This window comes from Nonomuraea cypriaca, from assembly GCF_015645445.1.
Taxonomy (GTDB): Bacteria; Actinomycetota; Actinomycetes; order Streptosporangiales; family Streptosporangiaceae; genus Nonomuraea; species Nonomuraea cypriaca.
This window is the reverse complement of record NZ_JADOGI010000067.1, coordinates 26,042-45,260: the sequence shown is the minus strand read 5'-3', so window position 1 is coordinate 45,260 and position 19,219 is coordinate 26,042. Positions and strand designations below refer to the sequence as shown.

Annotated in this window: 21 protein-coding genes; 13 read left to right on the top strand and 8 right to left on the bottom strand. The window is 69.9% G+C overall.

Translation table 11 applies throughout. From position 1 onward, the window contains the following. Positions 1–264: 264 nt before the first annotated feature. Positions 265–1,233 carry a hypothetical protein gene (locus ITP53_RS22740; protein WP_195897441.1) on the bottom strand — a complete coding sequence of 323 codons (969 nt, stop codon included), beginning with the start codon at positions 1,231–1,233 and terminating at the stop codon, positions 265–267. Between the two features lie 26 nt (positions 1,234–1,259). Continuing rightward, entirely contained in the window at positions 1,260–1,946 is a 687-nt protein-coding gene (locus tag ITP53_RS22735) for a CAP domain-containing protein (RefSeq protein WP_195897440.1), read from the bottom strand. A 386-nt stretch (positions 1,947–2,332) separates the two neighbouring features. Between ITP53_RS22735 and rplM the strand changes: the two genes are divergently transcribed. The 3 genes from rplM to glmM all read left to right on the top strand — a co-directional run bounded on the left by rplM (position 2,333) and on the right by glmM (position 4,767). Continuing rightward, positions 2,333–2,776, top strand: coding sequence for a 50S ribosomal protein L13 (gene rplM, locus ITP53_RS22730; RefSeq protein WP_195897439.1), 444 nt, complete (start codon positions 2,333–2,335; stop codon positions 2,774–2,776). A 112-nt stretch (positions 2,777–2,888) separates the two neighbouring features. Continuing rightward, complete coding sequence (gene rpsI, locus ITP53_RS22725) at positions 2,889–3,416, top strand: 30S ribosomal protein S9 (protein WP_195897438.1); 528 nt, start codon at positions 2,889–2,891, stop codon at positions 3,414–3,416. 1 nt (position 3,417) lies between these two features. Next, the gene (gene glmM / locus ITP53_RS22720; protein ID WP_195897437.1) at positions 3,418–4,767 is read left to right on the top strand and encodes a phosphoglucosamine mutase; all 1,350 of its coding nucleotides are present in this window, start codon (positions 3,418–3,420) and stop codon (positions 4,765–4,767) included. An 84-nt stretch (positions 4,768–4,851) separates the two neighbouring features. On the opposite strand, the gene ITP53_RS22715 is transcribed toward glmM, so the two are convergent. The 5 genes from ITP53_RS22715 to ITP53_RS22695 all read right to left on the bottom strand — a co-directional run bounded on the left by ITP53_RS22715 (position 4,852) and on the right by ITP53_RS22695 (position 9,311). After that, complete coding sequence (locus ITP53_RS22715) at positions 4,852–5,568, bottom strand: ABC transporter permease subunit (protein WP_195897436.1); 717 nt, start codon at positions 5,566–5,568, stop codon at positions 4,852–4,854. 106 nt (positions 5,569–5,674) lie between these two features. Next, positions 5,675–6,589: an ABC transporter ATP-binding protein gene (locus ITP53_RS22710; protein ID WP_195897435.1), complete on the bottom strand. Its 915-nt coding sequence runs from the start codon at positions 6,587–6,589 to the stop codon at positions 5,675–5,677. Further along, a complete protein-coding gene (locus ITP53_RS22705; protein ID WP_195897434.1) occupies positions 6,586–7,443 on the bottom strand; it encodes an ABC transporter permease in 858 nt (285 codons plus the stop codon). The genes ITP53_RS22710 and ITP53_RS22705 overlap by 4 nt, the downstream gene beginning before the upstream one ends. Further along, a complete protein-coding gene (locus ITP53_RS22700; RefSeq protein ID WP_195897433.1) occupies positions 7,436–8,344 on the bottom strand; it encodes an ABC transporter ATP-binding protein in 909 nt (302 codons plus the stop codon). Before ITP53_RS22700 ends, ITP53_RS22705 begins: the two co-directional genes overlap by 8 nt. 40 nt (positions 8,345–8,384) lie before the next feature. Further along, on the bottom strand, positions 8,385–9,311 hold the full coding sequence (locus ITP53_RS22695) for a DUF389 domain-containing protein (RefSeq protein WP_195897432.1): 927 nt from the start codon (positions 9,309–9,311) through the stop codon (positions 8,385–8,387). Positions 9,312–9,374: 63 nt separating this feature from the next. Here ITP53_RS22695 and ITP53_RS59375 point away from each other — a divergent pair, with 63 nt between their 5' ends. Next, complete coding sequence (locus tag ITP53_RS59375) at positions 9,375–9,509, top strand: hypothetical protein (RefSeq protein ID WP_268961108.1); 135 nt, start codon at positions 9,375–9,377, stop codon at positions 9,507–9,509. Here ITP53_RS59375 and coaA read toward each other — a convergent pair. Further along, complete coding sequence (coaA, locus tag ITP53_RS22690; RefSeq protein ID WP_195897445.1) at positions 9,481–10,383, bottom strand: type I pantothenate kinase; 903 nt, start codon at positions 10,381–10,383, stop codon at positions 9,481–9,483. The genes ITP53_RS59375 and coaA overlap by 29 nt on opposite strands. A 200-nt stretch (positions 10,384–10,583) precedes the next feature. Here coaA and ITP53_RS22685 point away from each other — a divergent pair, with 200 nt between their 5' ends. From ITP53_RS22685 to ITP53_RS22640, 9 genes are all read left to right on the top strand, one after another. Beyond that, complete coding sequence (locus ITP53_RS22685; RefSeq protein WP_195897431.1) at positions 10,584–11,993, top strand: PhoX family protein; 1,410 nt, start codon at positions 10,584–10,586, stop codon at positions 11,991–11,993. Between the two features lie 38 nt (positions 11,994–12,031). Beyond that, entirely contained in the window at positions 12,032–12,382 is a 351-nt protein-coding gene (locus ITP53_RS22680; RefSeq protein WP_195897430.1) for a holo-ACP synthase, read from the top strand. 9 nt (positions 12,383–12,391) lie between these two features. Continuing rightward, the gene (locus ITP53_RS22675; protein ID WP_195897429.1) at positions 12,392–13,888 is read left to right on the top strand and encodes an NAD(P)H-hydrate dehydratase; all 1,497 of its coding nucleotides are present in this window, start codon (positions 12,392–12,394) and stop codon (positions 13,886–13,888) included. 54 nt (positions 13,889–13,942) lie between these two features. Continuing rightward, a complete protein-coding gene (gene alr, locus ITP53_RS22670) occupies positions 13,943–15,076 on the top strand; it encodes an alanine racemase (protein WP_195897444.1) in 1,134 nt (377 codons plus the stop codon). Between the two features lie 46 nt (positions 15,077–15,122). After that, positions 15,123–16,394, top strand: coding sequence for an alpha/beta fold hydrolase (locus tag ITP53_RS57795; protein ID WP_236051088.1), 1,272 nt, complete (start codon positions 15,123–15,125; stop codon positions 16,392–16,394). Continuing rightward, a complete protein-coding gene (tsaE, locus tag ITP53_RS22655; protein ID WP_195897428.1) occupies positions 16,391–16,849 on the top strand; it encodes a tRNA (adenosine(37)-N6)-threonylcarbamoyltransferase complex ATPase subunit type 1 TsaE in 459 nt (152 codons plus the stop codon). The genes ITP53_RS57795 and tsaE overlap by 4 nt, the downstream gene beginning before the upstream one ends. A gap of 168 nt (positions 16,850–17,017) precedes the next feature. Continuing rightward, on the top strand, positions 17,018–17,689 hold the full coding sequence (locus tag ITP53_RS22650) for a hypothetical protein (protein WP_195897427.1): 672 nt from the start codon (positions 17,018–17,020) through the stop codon (positions 17,687–17,689). Between the two features lie 3 nt (positions 17,690–17,692). Continuing rightward, positions 17,693–18,229: a class F sortase gene (locus tag ITP53_RS22645; protein WP_195897426.1), complete on the top strand. Its 537-nt coding sequence runs from the start codon at positions 17,693–17,695 to the stop codon at positions 18,227–18,229. Positions 18,230–18,247: 18 nt separating this feature from the next. Continuing rightward, complete coding sequence (locus ITP53_RS22640; RefSeq protein ID WP_195897425.1) at positions 18,248–19,177, top strand: aminoglycoside phosphotransferase family protein; 930 nt, start codon at positions 18,248–18,250, stop codon at positions 19,175–19,177. The last annotated feature ends 42 nt before the right edge of the window (positions 19,178–19,219 follow it).

Genomic DNA, 19,219 nt, shown 5'->3' with positions numbered 1-19,219 from the left:
CGGCGTTCCACATCAGGGCGAGGCCGCCACCGAGCAGGCCGAGCACCGCGACGCCGCCGATCGCGAACCACAGCGGAGCGCGCGAGCGCGCGCCCTCGTCGTACGGGCTCCAGCCCATCCTGCTCTGTGCTCGTGCTCGGACCCGGGTTCCTGGCCACGCATAGGGGGAGCGTAGCGAGAGTAGCGAGATCGTTATGGCGGTATGAGCGTTCCCAGAAGCATCCGGCCTCCCGTTTGGGGGCTTAAGACAGCCAAAGCCGGTTTCTACAGCGGGCTGCCGGTCACCGACCGGTTGTCCAGGGCCTTGAACACGGTCGCCGAGGTGATGTCCTTGATGGCCTGGGTAATCCGCTTCGACCCCTTGCTGTCGGGCTTCGTGCCGTCCTTGTTCTGGAACCACACCATGATCGCGTAGTGGCCGTGCGTCGAGATCCTGGCGCCTCCGCTGCCCGAGCCGAGAAGTTTGGTGACACTGTCCTTACCCGCCAGCGGCTTCACGTAGTTGTCCGTGTCGCCGGCCTTGGCCACCTTGCTCGCGCTCTTGCTCGACGTGAGGTTGGCCACCCCGACCGTGCCGATCACCTTGCCGTCCTTGTCGCGGAAGCTGGCACGGACGAGTTGGTTGCACTTGCCGGACTTGAGCGCCTTCTCCAGCGCGTCGCCCAGGGCGCCGTCGTTGCACTTCTTGGCCTTGTTGGTGACCGTCATCTCGTACGCCCGGCCCGACACCGAGAACTTCTTCTTCGAGCCGAAGATCTCCTTGACCGTGATCGGATCGGGGTCGGTGGCGCGTTCGGCGGCGAAGCCGTACTCGCCGGGTGGGGCCGACGGCAGCGGTACGGACGTCGGGCGGGTCGCGGCGGTCGGGGCGGTGTCGGGGCCGTCGGCGTTCCACATCAGGGCGAGGCCGCCACCGAGCAGGCCGAGCACCGCGACGCCGCCGATCGCGAACCACAGCGGAGCGCGCGAGCGCGCGCCCTCGTCGTACGGGCTCCAGCCCATCCTGCTCTGCGGCGGCTTCTCGGGGCCGCCGGCGGTGGGGCCGCCGGCGGTGGGGCCACCGGTGGCGGGGCCGCCGGCGACGGCGTCGGCGGGGTCGGCGCGGTTCTTGCGGGAGCGGCGGGAAGCGCGGCCGGTCTTCTCGGGCTCGCCGCCCGCCTCCTGGGGGGCGCGTCCCATCCCGTAGGGAGCGCTGCCGCCCGTGCCGTTATCACGTTCCTCGGGGAAACCCATGGAGCGACATTACCGTTGATGTTTCCCTATTGGGTTCCGAAGTCCTGTGTCCACCATGGTCCCTTCGGACCGGAGGCGACGCCCACGCCGATGGCCTTCAGCCGGCAGTTCAGGATGTTCCTGCGCTGGTCGCGGCTGTCCAGCCACCCGCGTACGGCCTCTTCTGGGGTGGTGTAGCCGGCGCCGATGTTCTCCGCCTCGCCCCACTGGTATCCGGCGCGCTCCATCCGGTCCCACGGCGACGCGCCGTTGGGGGAGTTGTGCGTGAGTTGCCCGGTTCTGGCCATCTCCAGCGAGTGCGTACGAGCCGAGCGCGTCAGCCCCCCGTTGACCCTGAGGGGCCCGCAGCCGTGCCTGGACCTGGCGGAGTTCGTCAGGGAGACCACCTTGGAGGCCAGGCCGGGGATCACGCGTACGCCTTCCTGGTCGTCGAGGTGCACCCGGGTGGGGTCGTCCTGCGCGTCGAAGCCGGGGATCTGGCCGTCCGGGATCTTCTTGGCGGGCTTGGGGGTGGTGCCGGCGCGCGGCAGGGTCCTGGTGGTGATCTCGCGAGGGATCCGTTCGGCCTGTGGTTGCGGCTTCTTCGCCGCTTTGGGTGCGGGGTTGGCGGTGGCCGCCGCGGGCGGGGCGGTCTCGTTGAGATAGATGCGCCCCTCCGGCTCGCTGTCGTCGCTCAGCCGGCCGATCAGCACGCCCGTGAACAGGACCGCCATGAGGCAGGCCAACACACCCAGGTGACTCCGGCGCCGAACGCCCCGCTGGGTTGGCCGGGTGTGAGAGTTCTGCCACATACCGCAGCCAACGATAGGGATGTCTGGTCTTGGGAAAGAAGGGGTTCCAGGGAAACGAAACCGAACCGTTCTGCGGTCGGGTAGACTCGCACAGGGTTACCGGTCTTTTGACCTGCGCGCCTGAGGGCGGGTAACCTAATCGTTCGTTGTGTGCATAGGTCCAGCGAGACCAATGCGCGGCGCGTCCGGCGTCATCTCCCGTGCTGAGGAGACGGAAGGTCCGGGCCGTCGTGTGCCCGCACCGACCGACAAACGTAGCTGTCGCATCCGACAGCGCCGAAGACGCGAGCATAAAGAAGGCTACGACCGTGCGCACGTACTCACCGAAGCCCGCCGACGTTCAGCGTCAGTGGTACGTCATCGACGCGACCGATGTCGTGCTGGGCCGGCTGGCCAGCCACGTCGCGACCCTGCTCCGCGGCAAGCACAAGCCGATCTTCGCCAACCACGTCGACACCGGTGACTTCGTCATCGTCATCAACGCGGACAAGATCGCGCTGACTGGCAACAAGCGCGAGCAGAAGAAGGCTTACCGCCACTCGGGCTACCCGGGCGGTCTGCGTTCCATCAGCTACGGCGAGCTCATGGACAAGCGGCCCGACAAGGCGGTCGAGAAGGCCGTCAAGGGCATGCTGCCGAAGAACTCCCTCGGCCGGAAGATGGCCAGGAAGCTGAAGGTCTACGCGGGTTCTGAGCACCCGCACCAGGCCCAGCAGCCGGTGCCGTTCCAGATCACCCAGATCGCCCAGTAGTCCTGCGGGGGGTGCCCCCGCATGCCCCCAAAAGCAAAAGCCCAGGCATGTTGGGGTATTTGAGCCCCTGTTCGCGCCCCTGTCGGGGCGCCGAAAGAGTTAGAGGAGAACCGTGGCTGAGCCCACAGGTGTCGAGACGGTCGTCGAGACGGCCGAGCTGGAGGAGACGACCTCCAGCGAGGACTTCCCGTCCGAGTACACCACCGAGTCCGCCGCCAGCGCCGACGCGCCCGTGCGCAAGCCCGTCACCACGGGCAACTCGTACGGCACCGGCCGCCGTAAGGAGGCGATCGCCCGCGTGCGCATCGTCCCCGGGACCGGCAAGTGGACGATCAACGGTCGTTCGCTGGACGCGTACTTCCCGAACAAGGTCCACCAGCAGATCGTCAACGAGCCGTTCGTGGTGCTCGGTGCGGAGGAGGCGTTCGACGTCCTCGCCCGCATCGACGGCGGCGGCGTGACCGGCCAGGCAGGCGCTCTGCGCATGGGCCTGTCCCGCGCCCTGGCGGTCCTGGACGTCGAGGTCAACCGCCCACCGCTGAAGAAGGCCGGCTTCCTCACCCGTGACGCCCGCGCCACGGAGCGGAAGAAGTACGGCCTCAAGAAGGCCCGCAAGGCTCCGCAGTACAGCAAGCGCTAAATTGGCGCGCCTTTTCGGCACCGACGGGGTACGCGGGGTCGCCGGTCGCGACCTCACGGCTGAGCTGGCCATGGACCTTTCGGTCGCGGCGGCTCACGTCCTCGGCGATGCAGGCGCGTTCGCCGCTACCGGACGCCGTCCGGTAGCGGTCGTAGGCCGGGACCCGCGTGCCTCGGGAGAGTTTCTCGAGGCCGCAGTGGTCGCCGGCCTCGCGGCGTCCGGAGTGGATGTGCTGCGCCTCGGCGTGCTGCCCACCCCGGCCGTCGCCCACCTCACGGCCGCGCTCGGCGCCGATCTCGGCGTCATGCTGTCCGCGTCGCACAACGCGGCGCCGGACAACGGCATCAAGTTCCTGGCCAAGGGTGGCTTCAAGCTGTCCGACGCGGCCGAGGACGAGATCGAGCGGCGGCTGGGCGAGCAGTGGAGCTTCCCCGTCGGTTCTGGCGTGGGTCGCGTGCGCGACGCGTACGGTGAGGCCGATCGATACATCTCCCATGTGCTGACCACGATGAGCGCCGCCCTCGACGGTCTCAGCATCGTGGTCGACTGCGCGCACGGGGCCGCCCACATGGTCGCCCCGGAGGCGCTGGTGCGCGCGGGAGCCAGGGTCGAGGCCATCGGCGCCAGGCCCGACGGCCTCAACATCAACTCCGGCCACGGCTCCACTCACCTGGACAAGCTCCAGCAGGTGGTCGTGTCCCGGGGCGCCGACCTGGGCGTGGCCTACGACGGCGACGCCGACCGCTGCCTGGCGGTCGACCACACGGGCGCGATCATCGACGGCGACCACATCATGGCCGTCCTCGCCGCCGCCATGCACGGCGAGGGCCTGCTGTGCAAGGACACCGTGGTCGCGACCGTGATGTCCAACCTGGGCTTCAAGCTGGCGATGCGCGAGGCGGGCATCACCGTGGTGGAGACCTCGGTCGGCGACCGCTACGTGCTCGAACGCATGAAGTCCGACGGCTACAACCTCGGCGGTGAGCAGTCCGGCCACGTCATCATGCTCGACCACGCCACCACCGGCGACGGCCTGCTCACCTCGCTCCACCTGCTGGGCGTGGTGGCCAAGTCGGGCGTGCCGCTGAAGGAGCTGGCCGCGGTGATGACGCCGCTGCCGCAGGTCCTGATCAACGTCAAGGGCGTGGACAAGGCCAAGGCCGCCGCGCCCGAGCTCGCCGCCGCCGTGGCCGAGGCCGAGGCGGAACTGGGGGAGACGGGACGGGTCCTGATCAGGCCGAGCGGCACCGAGCCGATGATCCGGGTCATGGTGGAGGCGGCTTCTGAGGAGCACGCCAACCTGGTGGCCGGGCGCCTCGCGGACGTGGTCCGCACGGCCTGCGTCTCTTGATCGGGTACGGCACCGCGCGTGCCGTACCCGTTGGATGGCCCTCGCGGGGGGTGCGCTGTCTCACCCCCCGCGAGGGTTTTCCTGTTATTCGTCGCCGGTCAGCGAGAAGGCTCGTAGCCGCTGGCCCGCGAGGAAGACGCCGAGGACCGTGACGATGAGCAGGGCCGGTATGGCGAAGCCGAGCGTGACGTCCGACTGGAAGAAGGGGGAGTCGCTGATCTGGTCGGCTATCGACTGGCCCCAGTGCTGGATGGAGAACTTGCGGGCGCCCGGGATGAGGTTGCCCACCAGGCTCTCCCAGACCAGGGCGTAGATGATGCCGATCGTGACCGCGTGCCGGGTGACGACGCCGAGCAGCAGGAAGACGGCGGCGTACGCGATGCCGGCGACCAGCGTGCCCAGGGCGAAGCCGGCCGCGATGCCTGACTCGTCGCCGATGAGGAGCCAGCCCGACACGTACGTCGGTACGGCCGCGAACAGGGCCAGCAGCGACGTCGCCACCAGGAACTTCGTCTGGATGATGACCGGGCGGGAGATCGGCTTGGACATCAGGTGGAGGATGGTGCCGTCGTCGATCTCCGGCGCGATGACGCCGGTGCCCGCGATCAGGCCCAGCAGCGGCAGCATGGTGCCGATGGCGAAGTTCTGCAGCAGCAGCACGGCCGAGCGCTGATCACCGCCGCCGGCGAAACGGAACAACACCGCCAGGCCGATCAGGGCGAGCGGCAGCAAAAGAAGCAGGATGATCCGTCGCCGTCCCAGGAGGGCACGGTAAGTGATCCCAGCGACCACAGTGTTCATTGCCTCACTCCGTTCGGCGGGCTCGGTCGCCTCACGCCGCCGCCTTCCTCCGCTGTGGTCGCTTCGCTCCCGCCGCTCCAGGCGACGGCACTCCCTCGCGGATTCATCAGGTGCTCCTGGTGATCAGGTAGGAGAAGACGCTTTCGAGGTCTTCGTCGGCGGGGGAGACCTGGTGCAGGTGTACGCCCTCTGTTCGCGCGACCCGGGGGAGCAGGCGGGCGAAGCGGCGGAACTCGGTGGCCTGGACCTCCAGCCCGTCGGGGCGGAGTGTGATGCCGCCGGTCGACTGGTCGCGGACGAGGGCGGCGGCGAGTTTCCTGTCGTCGCTGGAACGGATCATGAACAGGTGGGGCCGATCGGTCATCAGGCGGCGGATCTCGCGGAAGTTGCCCGACGCCGCGTGCCGCCCCGACACCAGGACCTCGATGTGCTGGGCGACCCGCTCGACCTCCTCCAGGATGTGCGAGCTGAACAGGATCGTCTTGCCCGCCGTCCCCATGGCCTTGATCAGGTCCATGAGGTGGAGGCGCTGGCGGGGGTCCATGCCGTTGAACGGCTCGTCGAGCAGCAGCACCGGCGGGTCGTGGACGAGCGCGGCGGCCACCTTGACCCGCTGCCGCATGCCCTTCGAGTACGTCTCCACCCGGCGGTCCTTCGGCTCCTCCATCTCCACCGTGGCCAGGGCCTTGCGGGCGGCCTCGACGGGATCGGGCAGGTTGTGGAGCCTGGCGGCGGAGAGCACGAACTGCCAGCCCGTCAGGAACCCATACACACCCTCCCGTTCCGGAACTAGGCCGATATTTCGGTAAATATGGTGGTTCTTCCAGGCGTGTGTGCCGTCCATCGTGACCGTGCCGCCCGACGGGGCCAGGAAGCCGGCCATCATGTGCAGGAGCGTCGACTTGCCCGCCCCGTTGGGGCCGAGCAGCCCGGTGACGCCTGGGCCGATCGTCATCGTCACGTCGTTGACCGCCACCACGTTGCCGTACCAGCGGGACACCTGCGAGAGCTCGATCTTCATCGCGCGGCCGCCTTCCTGTAGCGCAGCGCCAGAGCGGCCACGCCGACGCCGATCAGCACCACCAGGACCGCCAACGAGCCGGGGCCGCTGGGGTAGCCGCCGTCGATGGAGTGCGGCGGGGTGTCGAACAACCAGGACTGTACGGAGTCGACCAGCCAGAACGGGTTCACCAGCCACGCCCACGCGGCCCCTGACTCGTTGCCCGTGGCGCGCATCGACTCGTAGATCAGCGGGACCGACGCGGACGCCAGCAGGTAGACGACGATCACCGACGCCACGCCGAGCCCGCGCCGCGGTGTGAACGACGCCAGCGCCAGGCCGAACGACGACAGCAGCACCGCCAGCACGAGCGCCATGACGATCGAGCCGAGGTATTCGCCGGTGGCCGGCGCGCCGGGCATGTCGACCACCAGCTCGCCGGTGAAGGTCAGCGTGAGCGGCACCGCGACCAGCAGGAACAGCGCCACGGTCATCGCGGCGACCTTGGCGCCGACGTACTCGGCGATGGAGATGGGACGCGAGAGGTAGAGCGGCAGCACGCGGTAGCGCAGGTCGGGCGCGACCACCGTGGGCGCCTGCGCGGCCAGGAAGATCGCCACCACGGCCTGCATGACGACCGCGAAGCCGCTGTAGGCGATGCCGCGCTGCTGGAGCAGGGCCATCATGGCGATGTTCACGACGGCCGGCAAGATCATGATGGCGGCCAGGGAGAACGGCATGATCTTGCTGCGTACCGTACGTCCGAGGCCGAAGATGCCGCGCAGGCTGTGCACGGCGAGCGCCCTGGCGGCGTAACCGCGGCCCAGCCGGGGGCCGTCGTAGTGCCGGTAGCCGATGTCGTAGATCTCAGACACCCGCGACCTCCTCCCTGAAGACGTCCTCGATGCGGTGACGTCCCTGTTCGAGGCGGATCAGGCAGAGGTCCAGGTCGACCGTGGCGTCCCGGATCGCGTCGAAGGTCTCGGGGCCCAGCACCTTGACCACCAGCATGCGGCCCTGCTGCGAGACGGTCTGGCCGTCGGCGGTCAGGCGGTCGGCCAGCGGCTCAAGGCCCTCGTCGACCTCGACCGTGACGGTCTGCGTCGCCTGGGTGTACTCGCCGATCGCGGACGAGCGCAGCAGCCGCCCGCCGTCGATGACGATGACGTGGTCGCAGATGCGCTCCAGCTCCCCGAGCAGATGGGAGGTGACCAGCACGCTGATGCCGAACTCGGTGCCGATGCGCCTGATCAGCGTCAGCATCTCGTCGCGGCCGCGCGGGTCGAGGCCGTTGGTGGGCTCGTCCAGGAAGATCAGCTTGGGATCGTGTACGAGTGCCTGAGCCAGCTTGACGCGCTGTTTCATGCCGGTGGAGTAACCCCCGACGGCACGGTAGCGCTCTTCGGCCAGGCCGACATGACGCAGGACGTCGGCGGCGCGCTCGCGGGCGGCGGTGCGCGGCAATCCGGACATCTGGGCGAGGTGGACCACCAGCTCGGTGGCGGAGACGTCGGGGGGCAGGCATTCGTGCTCCGGCATGTAGCCGACCAGCCTGCGGATCTCGGCGCCCTGCGCGGTCACGTCCAGATCGAGCACGCGGGCGGCGCCGCCGGAGGGCGGCAGCAGGCCGAGCAGCATCTTGATCAGTGTCGACTTGCCCGCGCCGTTCGCCCCTACCAGGCCGGTGACTCCGGGACCCACGGTGACGGTGAGCGCGTCGACCGCGGTGACGGTGGGGAAGCGTTTGGTCAGCCCCTCGGTGGCGAGGATGTGCATGTGCCGGACCCTACCTGGGCGGTACGCGCCGTGGCCTCGTTCAGACGGATGAACGACGTCCTACTTGAGGCCAGAATTTGCGCTGGACCAACAGCGTCGCGGTGCCCGCGACGATCATTCCGAAGATGTTGACGGCGAGCTGCGAGATCGACGGCGCGACCTCGTCCCAGTGGGCCAGCGCCAGCGCGACGGCCGCGTAGCCGGCCGCGGGCACCGTGGTGACCGAGATGAAGACACCGATCAGCGCCGACGACTTGCCCGCCGTGATCGACAGGACTCCGGCCGCGCCGGCCAGCAGCGCCACGATGAAGGACCACCGGTCGGGCTTGACGATGAACTGGACCTCCTCGTTCGTGTCGAGGCTGGTCAGCTCGATCCAGCCGAGCCAGTAGGAGACGAGCGCGCAGGCGAACGTGATGGCGATGGCCACCGTGAACCCGACGACCAGCGTTCTGAGCGCCGTGGCGATCAGGGCCCACCTGCGGCGCAGCAGCCCGAAGCAGATGGCCGCGACCGCGCCGAACTCCGGCCCGAGCACCATCGCGCCGACGATCAGGATGATCGAGTTCTGCACCACGCCGATGCCGGCGAGTTGCGTCGCGATGGCGAGGAAGGCGAGGTACGCCCACGTGATCCGGGAGTCGGCGTGCACCCGCTGCGCCAGCTCCTCCCAGATCACCGCGTCGTCGGGCTCGCCCGGCGCCTCCTCGATCGCGTCGTCCGCCGCCTTGGAGAGTGCGAGGTCCACCTGCTCGGCGGCGATGGAACCCTCGCTCTCCAGCCACTGCAGCCGGCCGATCACCTCGTTGGCCGCCTCCCTGGCCGCGTCGCAGAGGATCACGTCGCCCCTCGGCTCGCGGGCCACGCCGGGCAGGACGACGATGTTGGTGACGCCTGGGCAGTCCTCCAACACCGCCGTCGCCTCGTCCGTCCGGGCCGCCGGGCTGATCAGTCGCAGATGTAGCACGTGGCCATTGTTGTCCATCGGACGTTGACGTGGTTTTGACACGAATACGCGAGGCTGCCTCACATGATCCGCTTCTGGTGCCATGACCATGGTGAGGACTGCTGGTTCGCCGACATCGACGACCAGGAGTGTTCGGGCAGGTTCGCCCGTTACCTGTTCGAGGAGGCGTTCAGGTCCGGCGAAGCCGTACCCGCCTGACCGAGTGGTCGGCCCCCTTCTGGAGTACGAGGTCGGCCCGGCCCCTGGTGGGGGCGATGTTCTCGACCAGGTTGCGCTCGTTGATGTCACGCCAGACGTTGCGGGCGAAGCTCGTGGCCTCGTCGTCGGACAGCTCGGCGATGTGCCGGAAGTACGACTTCGGATCCTCGAAGGCGGTGCGGCGGAGCTTGTGGAAGCGCTCGACGTACCAGGTGCGGATGTCCTCGACCTTGGCGTCCACGTAGATGGAGAAGTCGAAGTAGTCGTTGACGGCGAGGGAGCTGGGCGGGGCGGGCTGGAGGACGTTGAGCCCTTCGATGATCAAGATATCCGGATTTTTCACGGTTTGTTTCGCGCCGGGCACTATGTCGTATTCGAGGTGGCTGTAGACGGGAGCCAGCGTCTCCGGTGACCCCGCCTTCACCTCCGCCACGAACCTGACCAGCGCCCGCCGGTCATAGCTCTCCGGGAAGCCCTTGCGATGCATGATGCCCTTGGCCTCCAGCACCGCGTTGGGGTGGAGGAAGCTGTCGGTGGTGATCAGCTCCACGTGCGGGTGCTCCGGCCAGCGGGCGAGCAGCGTGTGCAGCAGCCGCGCCGTCGTCGACTTGCCCACCGCGACGCTGCCCGCGATGCCCAGGATGTACGGCACCCGCCCCCCGGGATGACCGAGGAACGCGCTCAGCACGCTGCTGCGTTGCTTGGACCCGGTGAAGTGCAGGTTGAGCAGCCGGGTCAGGGGGAGGTAGATGTCGGTGACTTCGGTGAGGTCGATGGGGTCTTCCAGGCCGCGCAGCTCTTCCAGCTCGTCTGCGGTGAGAGTCAAGGGCGTGTTCTTGCGAAGTTCGCTCCACTGCTCCCTGCTCAGTTCCACGTAGCCGTTGTTCACGCTTGGCAGCGTAGCGATGTGCGCTCAGGGCGATCATGGCCGGGGCGCAGGGAGTTCGCCCGCCGGGTTTACACAGGGTGTGGACAAAGACGTGGGATTACCGAGAGTCAGTTCGGGGAGAAGGGATGGGCAAATCCGGCATGTCCGGACAGGGGGGCGGCTACTGTTGCGTGGCGGGAGGTCATGTGGACCGTCGTCGCTTCATCTCCACCGTGGCCGCCGGGATCGCCGCCCCCTTCGCCGGGGTCGCGTGCGCGGGGGTGCAAGGGGGCGCCAAGCCGGTACGCGGCGGGTACGGCCCGCTGCGGCCCGTACGCGACCTCCGTGACGGCGAGGTACGCCTGCACCTGCCCGACGGGTTCGCGTACCGGTCGTTCAGCGCCGCCGGGGACGAGTTCAGCGACGGATCGAGGGTGCCCGGCCGGCATGACGGCATGGCGGCGTTCACGGGGCAGGACGGGTCGGCCGTACTCGTACGCAATCACGAGGTCAACGGCCCGGTCGGCGCATTCGGCGACAGGGCGGACGCCTACGACCCGATGGCCGGCGGCGGCACCTCGACGCTGCGCGTCACCCGCCACGGCGAGGTGCTCAGGAGCGCCCCCTCACTGAACGGCACCATGATGAACTGCTCGGGCGGTCCCATGGCCTGGGGCGCCTGGGTGAGCTGCGAGGAGACGGTCAACGGCCCCGACGTGGGCGACGACTCCTCCGGCGGCGACAACACCAGGCTCACCATGAAGCACGGCTATCTCTTCGAGGTGCCGGTCGACGGGACCGCCACTCGCAGGCCGATCAGGTCGGCGGGCCGGTTCCCGCACGAGTCGGCGGCTTTCGACCCCGCGACGGGCGCGATCTACCTCACCGAGGACAACTTCGGCTTCCCATCCGGGTTCTACCGGTATCTGCCGCCCAAGCACCCCGTACAGGCCGGTCGGCTGCTCGACGGCGGCCGGCTGCAGATGCTCGCCGTCAAGGGCGCGAAGCGCAAGGACCTCTCGGCCGGACAACGGCCGGGCACCACGTACGCCACCAGATGGGTGGACATCGACGACCCCGACCCCGCCTTCACCGGGCGGCCCGCCAACGACGAGGCCGTCCAGGCCGTCGGCAGGCAGGGACGGGCCGAGGGGGCGGCGATCTTCTCCAGGCTCGAAGGCGCGGTCCACCACCAGGGAACCGTCTACTTCGTCTCCACCCAGGGCGGCGACACCTCGCCCGATGACCCGCCGCCTTCGGGGTTCGGCGACGGGCGGGGGCAGGTGTGGGCGTACGAGACGGGCGGCGGGCGGCTCAGGCTCGTCTACGAGTCGCCGCGCTCGTCGGTCCTCGACCTGCCAGACAACGTGACCGTCAGCGCGCGCGGCACGCTGGTGCTGTGCGAGGACGGCGACGACGGCAACTACCTGCGCGGGCTCACCGGCTCCGGGCGGATCTTCGACTTCTGCCGCCTGGAGCCCATTCCCGGCGACCCGGGCGCGGAGTTCGCCGGCTCCACGTTCGGCCCGGGCGGCCACACGCTGTACGTCAACATCCAGGCGAAACACGGCACCTCCATCGCGATCTGGGGGCCGTGGGAGCGCGGCCTGTTCTGACGACGAGCAGGCCGCCCGCCGCGAAGTACGCTGGTGCGATGATCCTGGGTATCGGCGTGGACATCGTGGACATCGCCCGCTTCGAGGCCGCGCTGGAGCGCACCCCGCGGTTGCGGGAGCGGCTGTTCACCGATGGGGAGCGGCCGCTGCCGGCGCACTCGCTGGCCGCCAGGTTCGCCGCCAAGGAGGCCGTGGCCAAGGCGCTCGGCGCGCCGAAGGGCCTGGGGCATCTGGAGGCCGAGGTGCGCTGCGACGAGTTGGGCAAGCCCGAGCTGCGGGTGAGCGGGAAGGTGGCCGAGGCGGCGTACGGGCTGGGGATCAAGCGCTGGCACGTCTCTCTGAGCCATGACGCGGGCGTCGCCGTGGCCTATGTGATCGCGGAGGGATAGCTTCGGATCATGCGCACTGCCTACACCGCCGACCAGATCAGGGGCGCCGAGCACGAGCTGATGGCACGGCTGCCCGAGGGCACGCTCATGCAGCGCGCCGCGTCCGGCCTCGCCGCCGTCTGCGCCGGCCTGCTGGGCGCGGTCTACGGCGGACGCGTCGTCCTCCTCGTCGGCAGCGGCGACAACGGCGGCGACGCGCTCTACGCCGGCCGGCTCCTGGCGCGGCGCGGGGCGCGGGTAGGTGCCGTGCTGGCCGGGTCCAGGACACACGAGGCGGGCCTGGCGGCGTTCGTGCGGGCCGGTGGGCGGGTGGTCGACCGGGCGGCGCTGGAGGAGGCCGACCTGATCGTGGACGGGCTCGTCGGCATCGGGGCTTCTGGGGCGTTGCGGGAGCCGTACAGGGAGCTGGTCGAGGAGGCGAACGCGATCGGCGCGCCGATCGTCGCGGTGGACGTGCCGAGCGGGGTCGACGCGAGCACCGGGCAGGTCGGCGGGGCGGCGGTGCACGCCACCGTCACCGTGACGATGGGCGCCTACAAGACGGGGTTGCTCGTCGACCCCGGCGCCGCCCACACGGGCGTCCTGGAGCTGGTGGACATCGGGCTCGGCTCCTACCTGCCCGACCCCGACGTCGCGGTGCTGACCCGCGGCGACCTCGATCTCATGCTGCCGCGCCCAGGGCAGGAGACGGACAAATACCGCAGAGGCGTGCTGGGCGTCGCGGCAGGGAGCGACCTCTACACCGGCGCGGCCGTGCTCGCCGTGGGCGGCGCGCTCCGGGCCGGGGCAGGCATGGTCCGCTACGCAGGCACCGAGCCGCCGGTGACGCAGGTGCGCGCGCACTGGCCCGAAGCGGTGATCACGCTGCTCGACCGGCCCTCGATCGAGAACGTCGGGCGGGTCCAGGCGTGGGTGCTCGGTCCCGGGCTCGGCACCGGCGACTGGGCACATGAGCTGGCGGCCGGCGTGCTCGCCTCCGACGTGCCCGTGCTGATCGACGCCGACGGTCTGACGCTGGTGGCCAAGGATAAGGAGCTGCTGCGGCGGTCCGCGCCCGTGCTGATCACGCCGCACGCCGGGGAGCTGGCGCGGCTGATCGGGGCCGACCGCGGCGACATCGAGGCGGCCAGGCTGAAGTACGTCCGCGCGGCGGCGGCCGAGCTGGGCGTGACCGTGCTGCTCAAGGGCTCGACCACGGTCGTGGCCGAGGACTCCAGGCCCACGCGGGTCAACGTGACGGGCACGCCCTGGCTGGCCAGCGGCGGCACCGGTGACGTACTGTCCGGCATGGCGGGCGCCCTGCTCGCGCAGGGGCTGAGCTGCTACGACGCCGCGTCCTGCGGCGCCTATCTGCACGGGCTGGCCGGGCGGCGGGCGGCTGGTGGCGCGCCCCTGGCGGCGGCCGACGTGGCGGCGGCCGTACCCGACGCCATCCGCTCCATTACGGGCGGGAGCACGACGGCCACCAGGGACGAAACTATTCGCCATGAGGACCGCCGGCGATGAAAATGGCGCTCGACCACGTGCGTGAGCTGCCACACTAGAAGGATGTACTCCCCGATGGCCACCCCCGCGCAGGCACGCGTGGACCTCGCCGCGATCAGGCACAATGTGGCTCTGCTCAAGGAGCGGGCCGACGGCGCGGAGTTGATGGGCGCCGTCAAGGCCGACGCCTACGGGCACGGTCTGGTGCCCGTGTCCGAGGCCGTGCTCGAGGGGGGTGCGAGCAGACTCGGCACCGCGTTCGTCATGGAGGCGCTGGCGCTGCGTGCGGCCGGTGTGACCGCGCCGATCCTGTCCTGGCTCGTCACCCCGGGCGAGCCGCTGGCGGAGGCCATCGAGCACGACATCGAGCTGTCGGCCTCCGACGTGCGACTGCTCGACGAGATCGCCGCCGCGGCGCGCCGTACGGGCCGGACCGTGCGGCTGCACCTGGAGGCCGACACCGGCATGAGCAGGGGCGGATGTCCGTCCGCCACCTGGCCGGAGCTGCTGTCCAGGGCGCTGGAGCTGCGGGCCGAGGGCGTCGTCGAGATCGTCGGGCTCTGGTCCCACCTGGCCTGCGCCGACATCCCCGGCCATCCGTCGATCGAGCGGCAGCTGGAGGCGTTCGACGCGGCGCTGAAGCTGGCCGAGCAGGCCGGCGCGGCCGGCTCCCACGTGATCAGGCACATCGCCAACTCCGCTGCCACCATGACGCTCCCCGCAGCCCGCTACGACCTGGTCAGGCCCGGCCTCGCGATGTACGGCCTGAGCCCCATCCCCGAGCTGGGCGACTTCGGGCTCAGGCCGGCGATGACCCTCGTGGCCAGGGCCGGGCTCGTCAAGCGGGTCCCCGAGGGCTCAGGGGTCTCCTATGGGCATCTCTACGTCACCGAGCGCGAGACCACCCTCGCGCTGGTCCCGCTCGGTTACGCCGACGGCGTGCTCAGGCACGCGACGGGCCTGGCCGAGGTGCTGGCCGGCGGCCGTCGCAGGCGGATCGCCGGCCGTGTGTGCATGGATCAGTTCATGATCGACATGGGCGACGACCCCCTGGCGGCGGGCGACGAGGTCGTGCTGTTCGGGCCTGGTGACGGGGGCGAGCCGACCGCTCAGGAGTGGGCCGATACCCTCGGCACGATTACGCATGAGATCGTGACCAGAATCGGTTCGCGGGTGCGGCGGGTCTACGAGCATAAGGGCTCAGAGTGACGAAGGGTGCTTCGCGGCGAGCATGAGCGGAGAAGGATTCGGCGAAATGACGACGACAACACGGCGCAGGGTAGGGATCGCCGGCGCGCTCGTCGGTGCGGCTTCCGCCGGTGTCGCGGCTGCGGCGCTGGCCAAGCGCTACGCGGTCGGCCGGATCAGGCTGCGCCCCGACACCGAGGCGAACGAGCCGTTCGGCGAGTTGCGTGGCAGGGAACGCACACACGTCACCACCGACGGGGTGGCGCTCCATCTTGAGCTTGACGGACCCGAGGAGCGAAGGAGCTCGGGGGGAGGGAGCGAGAGCAACGATGCCAACGAGCCCCGAAGCGGTCGCGACCATGAGCACGAGCGAAGGAGCTCGGGGGGAGAGCGCGAGAGCAACGATGCCAACGAGCCCCGAAGCGGTCGCGACCATGAGCACGAGCGAAGGAGCTCGGGGGGAGGGAGCGAGAGCAACGATGCCAACGAGCCCCGAAGCGGTCGCGACGATGAGCACGACGCGCCGCTGACGATCGTGTTCTGCCACGGCTACTGCCTAAGCCTGGAGTCCTGGCACTACCAGCGCAGAGAACTGCGCGAGAACCACCGCATGGTGTTGTGGGACCAGCGCTCCCACGGGCGCTCGCAGCGCGCCGGCGACAGCTCGATCGACCGGCTGGGCGAGGACCTCGCCGAGGTGATCGAGCGGTTCGTGCCAGGACCGTGCGTGCTGGTCGGCCACTCCATGGGTGGCATGACCATCATGGCGCTGGCCGACCGCCACCCCCAGCTGTTCGGCGACAAGATCCGCGGTGTGGCGCTCATCGCGACCTCGGCCGGCAAGCTGGCCGAGCTCACGCTGGGCATGCCCGCGCTGGTGTCCAAGGCCGTGCACAAGGTCGCCCCCTCCACGGTCTCGCTGCTCGGCAGGCGGGGCGCGCTGGTCGACAGGACCCGCAGTGTGGGGAGCGACATCGCGTTCCTGATCACCCGCTACATGGGGTTCGGCGACTCCAAGAACATCAGCCCGACCGTGGTCGACTTCGCCGAGTCCATGATCAGGGCGACGCCGACCGAGGTGGTCGCCGACTTCTATCCGGCGCTGATGAACCACGACAAGCTCTCCGCGCTCCACGTGCTCGACCCCGTGCCCACCGCGATCATGGTGGGCGATCGCGACTGGCTGACCCCGCCCGACCACAGCAGGGCCATCGCCGCGGCGCTGCCCAAGGCACACTTCACCGAGGTGCCCGACACGTCCCACCTGATCCAGCTGGAGCGTCCGGGCGTGGTCAACGACGCGCTGCGCGACCTGATCAAGAGGGTGGAGCTGCAGTGAGGGTGGCCACCGCCGAGGACATGCGCGCGTACGGCGCCCGCCTGGCCGGGCTCCTGCGCGCCGGCGACCTGCTGGTCCTGTCCGGGCCGCTCGGCGCGGGCAAGACGACGCTCGTGCAGGGCATCGCCGAGGGCCTCAAGGTACGCGGCCCGATCACCTCGCCCACGTTCGTGATCGCCAGGGTGCACCCGTCGCTGCGCCAGGGCCCGCCGCTCGTCCACGTCGACGCCTACCGGCTGGGCGGCGACCTGGAGGTCGACGACCTGGACCTGGACGCCTCGCTGGAGGAGTCCGTCACCGTCGTGGAGTGGGGTGAGGGGCTGGTCGAGGGCCTGGCCGACGACCGGCTGGAGATCCACATCGATCGCGAGGCCGGCGACGAGGCCCGGCTCGTGACCCTGCGCGGAGTGGGCCCGCGGTGGGCCGACACGCCGTCTGATCCGCTGGAAGCCTAAAATCCCGGCCATTTTCCGGCAACGCTGGCACCCTTGACGTACCGGGTCGATGATGTAAATCATGATCACTGGTCAGTGATTCGCCCAGAATTTGTGGGTATCAGGTGGGGCGACATCCACATTTCTGGTGGATGCTTGGTGGTAGGACGGCAAAGTGGGGTGCGGCCGGTGCTCAGGGTCAGGCGAGTCGCGTACGCGGGAGCCATCGTCATGGTCGGTCTGACGGGCTGTACAGCCTCGGCCGAGACCACACCCACACCAACGGGCAGCACACCGGCCCCTACCGCGCCAGGCACGGCCGCCCCGACCGGCAGCCCCCAGCCGACCACCACCCGGCAGAACATCCTCGTCCAGGTCAACCCGGACAGTGTTCCCGCCGGTGAGACCTCCAGGGTGTACGTCCTGGCCAACTGCCCCGAGCCCACCGGCGGCCCGGCGCACACCGGCACCGCGACCTCCAGGGCGTTCATCAACGGCGTCACGCTCAACCCGACCCCGGCGGCCTCGCTCACGCCGCGCCCGACCGGCACGGCAGCGGGCGGTTCGCCCTGGGTGAGCGGTGAGGCACAGGTGTCCGGCACGGTCCGGCGCGGCTCGTACCGCGTGGACGTCAAGTGCGACGGGACCAACGACATGGGGCGGACCACGCTCAGGGTGGTGGCGCCAGAGGCGGTGCCGACCGACGTGCCCACCAAGGCGCCCAGAGCCGGAGGCGGCGGCACGTTCGGGCAGGAAGCGGCCGACGAGTCGTCGATCCCGCTCGGTCCGGCAGGCATCGTGATCGGCCTGGCGCTGGTCGCGGGCGTCGGCATCGCGGTCAAGCGGCGCAACAGGGCATAGCGGATGGCCCGTCCAGGACGGGTGGTGCTGGCGGGCGCCGTGACGGGCCTGCTGCTGGTCATGTTCGGCAAGAACATGGAGATCGGCACCACCCCCGCAGCCGCGGTCGTGCCGGAGAGCATCGACATCCCCTCGATCGACCTCGAGGCCCCGTTGATGAAGCTCGGCATGGAGAAGAACGGCGAGGTCGAGCTGCCTCCGTACGAGAAGCCGAAGGTGGCCGGCTGGTTCACCGGCAGCGCGGTGCCTGGCGAGAAGGGCGCCTCGGTGATCATCGGCCACGTCGACACGAAGACCGCGCCCGCCGTGTTCTACAAGCTCAGGCAGTTACGCAAGGGCGAGACCCTCTCGGTGGAACGCAGTGACGGCAAGGTCGTGAAGTTCAGGGTCGACTCCATCGAGCAGGTGCACAAGGACAGCTTCCCGGCTCGCCGCGTCTACGTCGAGGACGGGCTCAAGCTGGTCACCTGCGGCGGCAGGTTCGACTACGCCAAGGGCGAATACATCGACAACATCATCGTCTACGCCTCCCGAGCTTGAAGTGCGGGAGCATGAGGTATGAGCGCAGAGAACCACCCGCCTGCCGCGGGTAGTCGCGTGCCGTGGCATGAGGTGCATCCCAAGGTGCGTACGGCTGTCGAGGAGTTTCTCGGTGGGCGGGTGGCCGAGGCGGTCACCCAGCCGGGCGGCTTCTCGCCGGCGGCCGCGGTGCGGATCCGTACAGAAGGGGGCGGACGGGCCTTCGTCAAGGCCGTCGGCCCCGAGCCGAACCCCGACACCCCTAGCATCTACCGCGCCGAGCTCAAGATCGCCGCCGCGCTCCCCTCGTCCGTGTGCGCGCCGAGACTGCTGATCGGCTTCGAGACCGAGGGCTGGGTGGTGCTGGTCTTCGAGGACATCGAGGGCGTGCACCCCGACCTGCCGTGGCGGCGCGACCAGCTGGACCTGGTGCTGGGCGCCGCCGATCGGATGTCGGCCGCGCTCACCCCCTCGCCGATCGACGCGCCGCCGATCGCCGAGGCGTTCGGCGGGGCCTTCCAGGGCTGGCGGCGGCTGCTCAAGGAGGACGCCGAGGGCCTCGACCCGTGGGCGCTGCGCCATCTCGGCGAGCTGGCCGAGCTGGAGTCGGGCTGGGCCGCGGCCGCAGCGGGAGACAGCCTGGTCCACGCCGACCTGCGGGCCGACAACATCCTGCTCGCCGGCGACCGCGTCTACGTCGTGGACTGGCCGTGGGCCTGCGTCGGCGCGCCGTGGTTCGACCGGCTGGCCATGCTGCCCTCCGTCGGCATGCAGGGCGGGCCGCCGCCGCACGAGCTGTGCACCGACCCCGATCCCGCCGTGACCGCGGTCGTCGCCGCGATGACCGGTTATTTCGTCTGCCAGGCCCGCAAGCCGCCCCCGCCGGGGATTCCCACGGTGCGGGAGTTTCAGCGGGCTCAGGGTGTGGTGGCGCTCGACTGGCTGCGGCGGCGTACGGGCTGGGCCTGATCCGGGTATCGGGCAGGTGAGAGCCGGCCTGCGGGTAGGCTA

What these genes read in the sequence shown, in the direction of transcription:
- alr (WP_195897444.1), top strand. Translation starts at nt 13,943, where the DNA reads ATGGCCACCCCCGCGCAGGCACGCGTGGACCTCGCCGCGATCAGGCAC.
- ITP53_RS22680 (WP_195897430.1), top strand. Translation starts at nt 12,032, where the DNA reads ATGATCCTGGGTATCGGCGTGGACATCGTGGACATCGCCCGCTTCGAG.
- ITP53_RS22700 (WP_195897433.1), bottom strand. Translation starts at nt 8,344, where the DNA reads ATGCACATCCTCGCCACCGAGGGGCTGACCAAACGCTTCCCCACCGTC.
- ITP53_RS22715 (WP_195897436.1), bottom strand. Translation starts at nt 5,568, where the DNA reads ATGAACACTGTGGTCGCTGGGATCACTTACCGTGCCCTCCTGGGACGG.
- ITP53_RS59375 (WP_268961108.1), top strand. Translation starts at nt 9,375, where the DNA reads ATGATCCGCTTCTGGTGCCATGACCATGGTGAGGACTGCTGGTTCGCC.
- ITP53_RS22740 (WP_195897441.1), bottom strand. Translation starts at nt 1,233, where the DNA reads ATGGGTTTCCCCGAGGAACGTGATAACGGCACGGGCGGCAGCGCTCCC.
- ITP53_RS22645 (WP_195897426.1), top strand. Translation starts at nt 17,693, where the DNA reads ATGGCCCGTCCAGGACGGGTGGTGCTGGCGGGCGCCGTGACGGGCCTG.
- ITP53_RS22640 (WP_195897425.1), top strand. Translation starts at nt 18,248, where the DNA reads ATGAGCGCAGAGAACCACCCGCCTGCCGCGGGTAGTCGCGTGCCGTGG.
- ITP53_RS22735 (WP_195897440.1), bottom strand. Translation starts at nt 1,946, where the DNA reads ATGGCGGTCCTGTTCACGGGCGTGCTGATCGGCCGGCTGAGCGACGAC.
- ITP53_RS22710 (WP_195897435.1), bottom strand. Translation starts at nt 6,589, where the DNA reads ATGAAGATCGAGCTCTCGCAGGTGTCCCGCTGGTACGGCAACGTGGTG.
- ITP53_RS57795 (WP_236051088.1), top strand. Translation starts at nt 15,123, where the DNA reads ATGACGACGACAACACGGCGCAGGGTAGGGATCGCCGGCGCGCTCGTC.
- ITP53_RS22675 (WP_195897429.1), top strand. Translation starts at nt 12,392, where the DNA reads ATGCGCACTGCCTACACCGCCGACCAGATCAGGGGCGCCGAGCACGAG.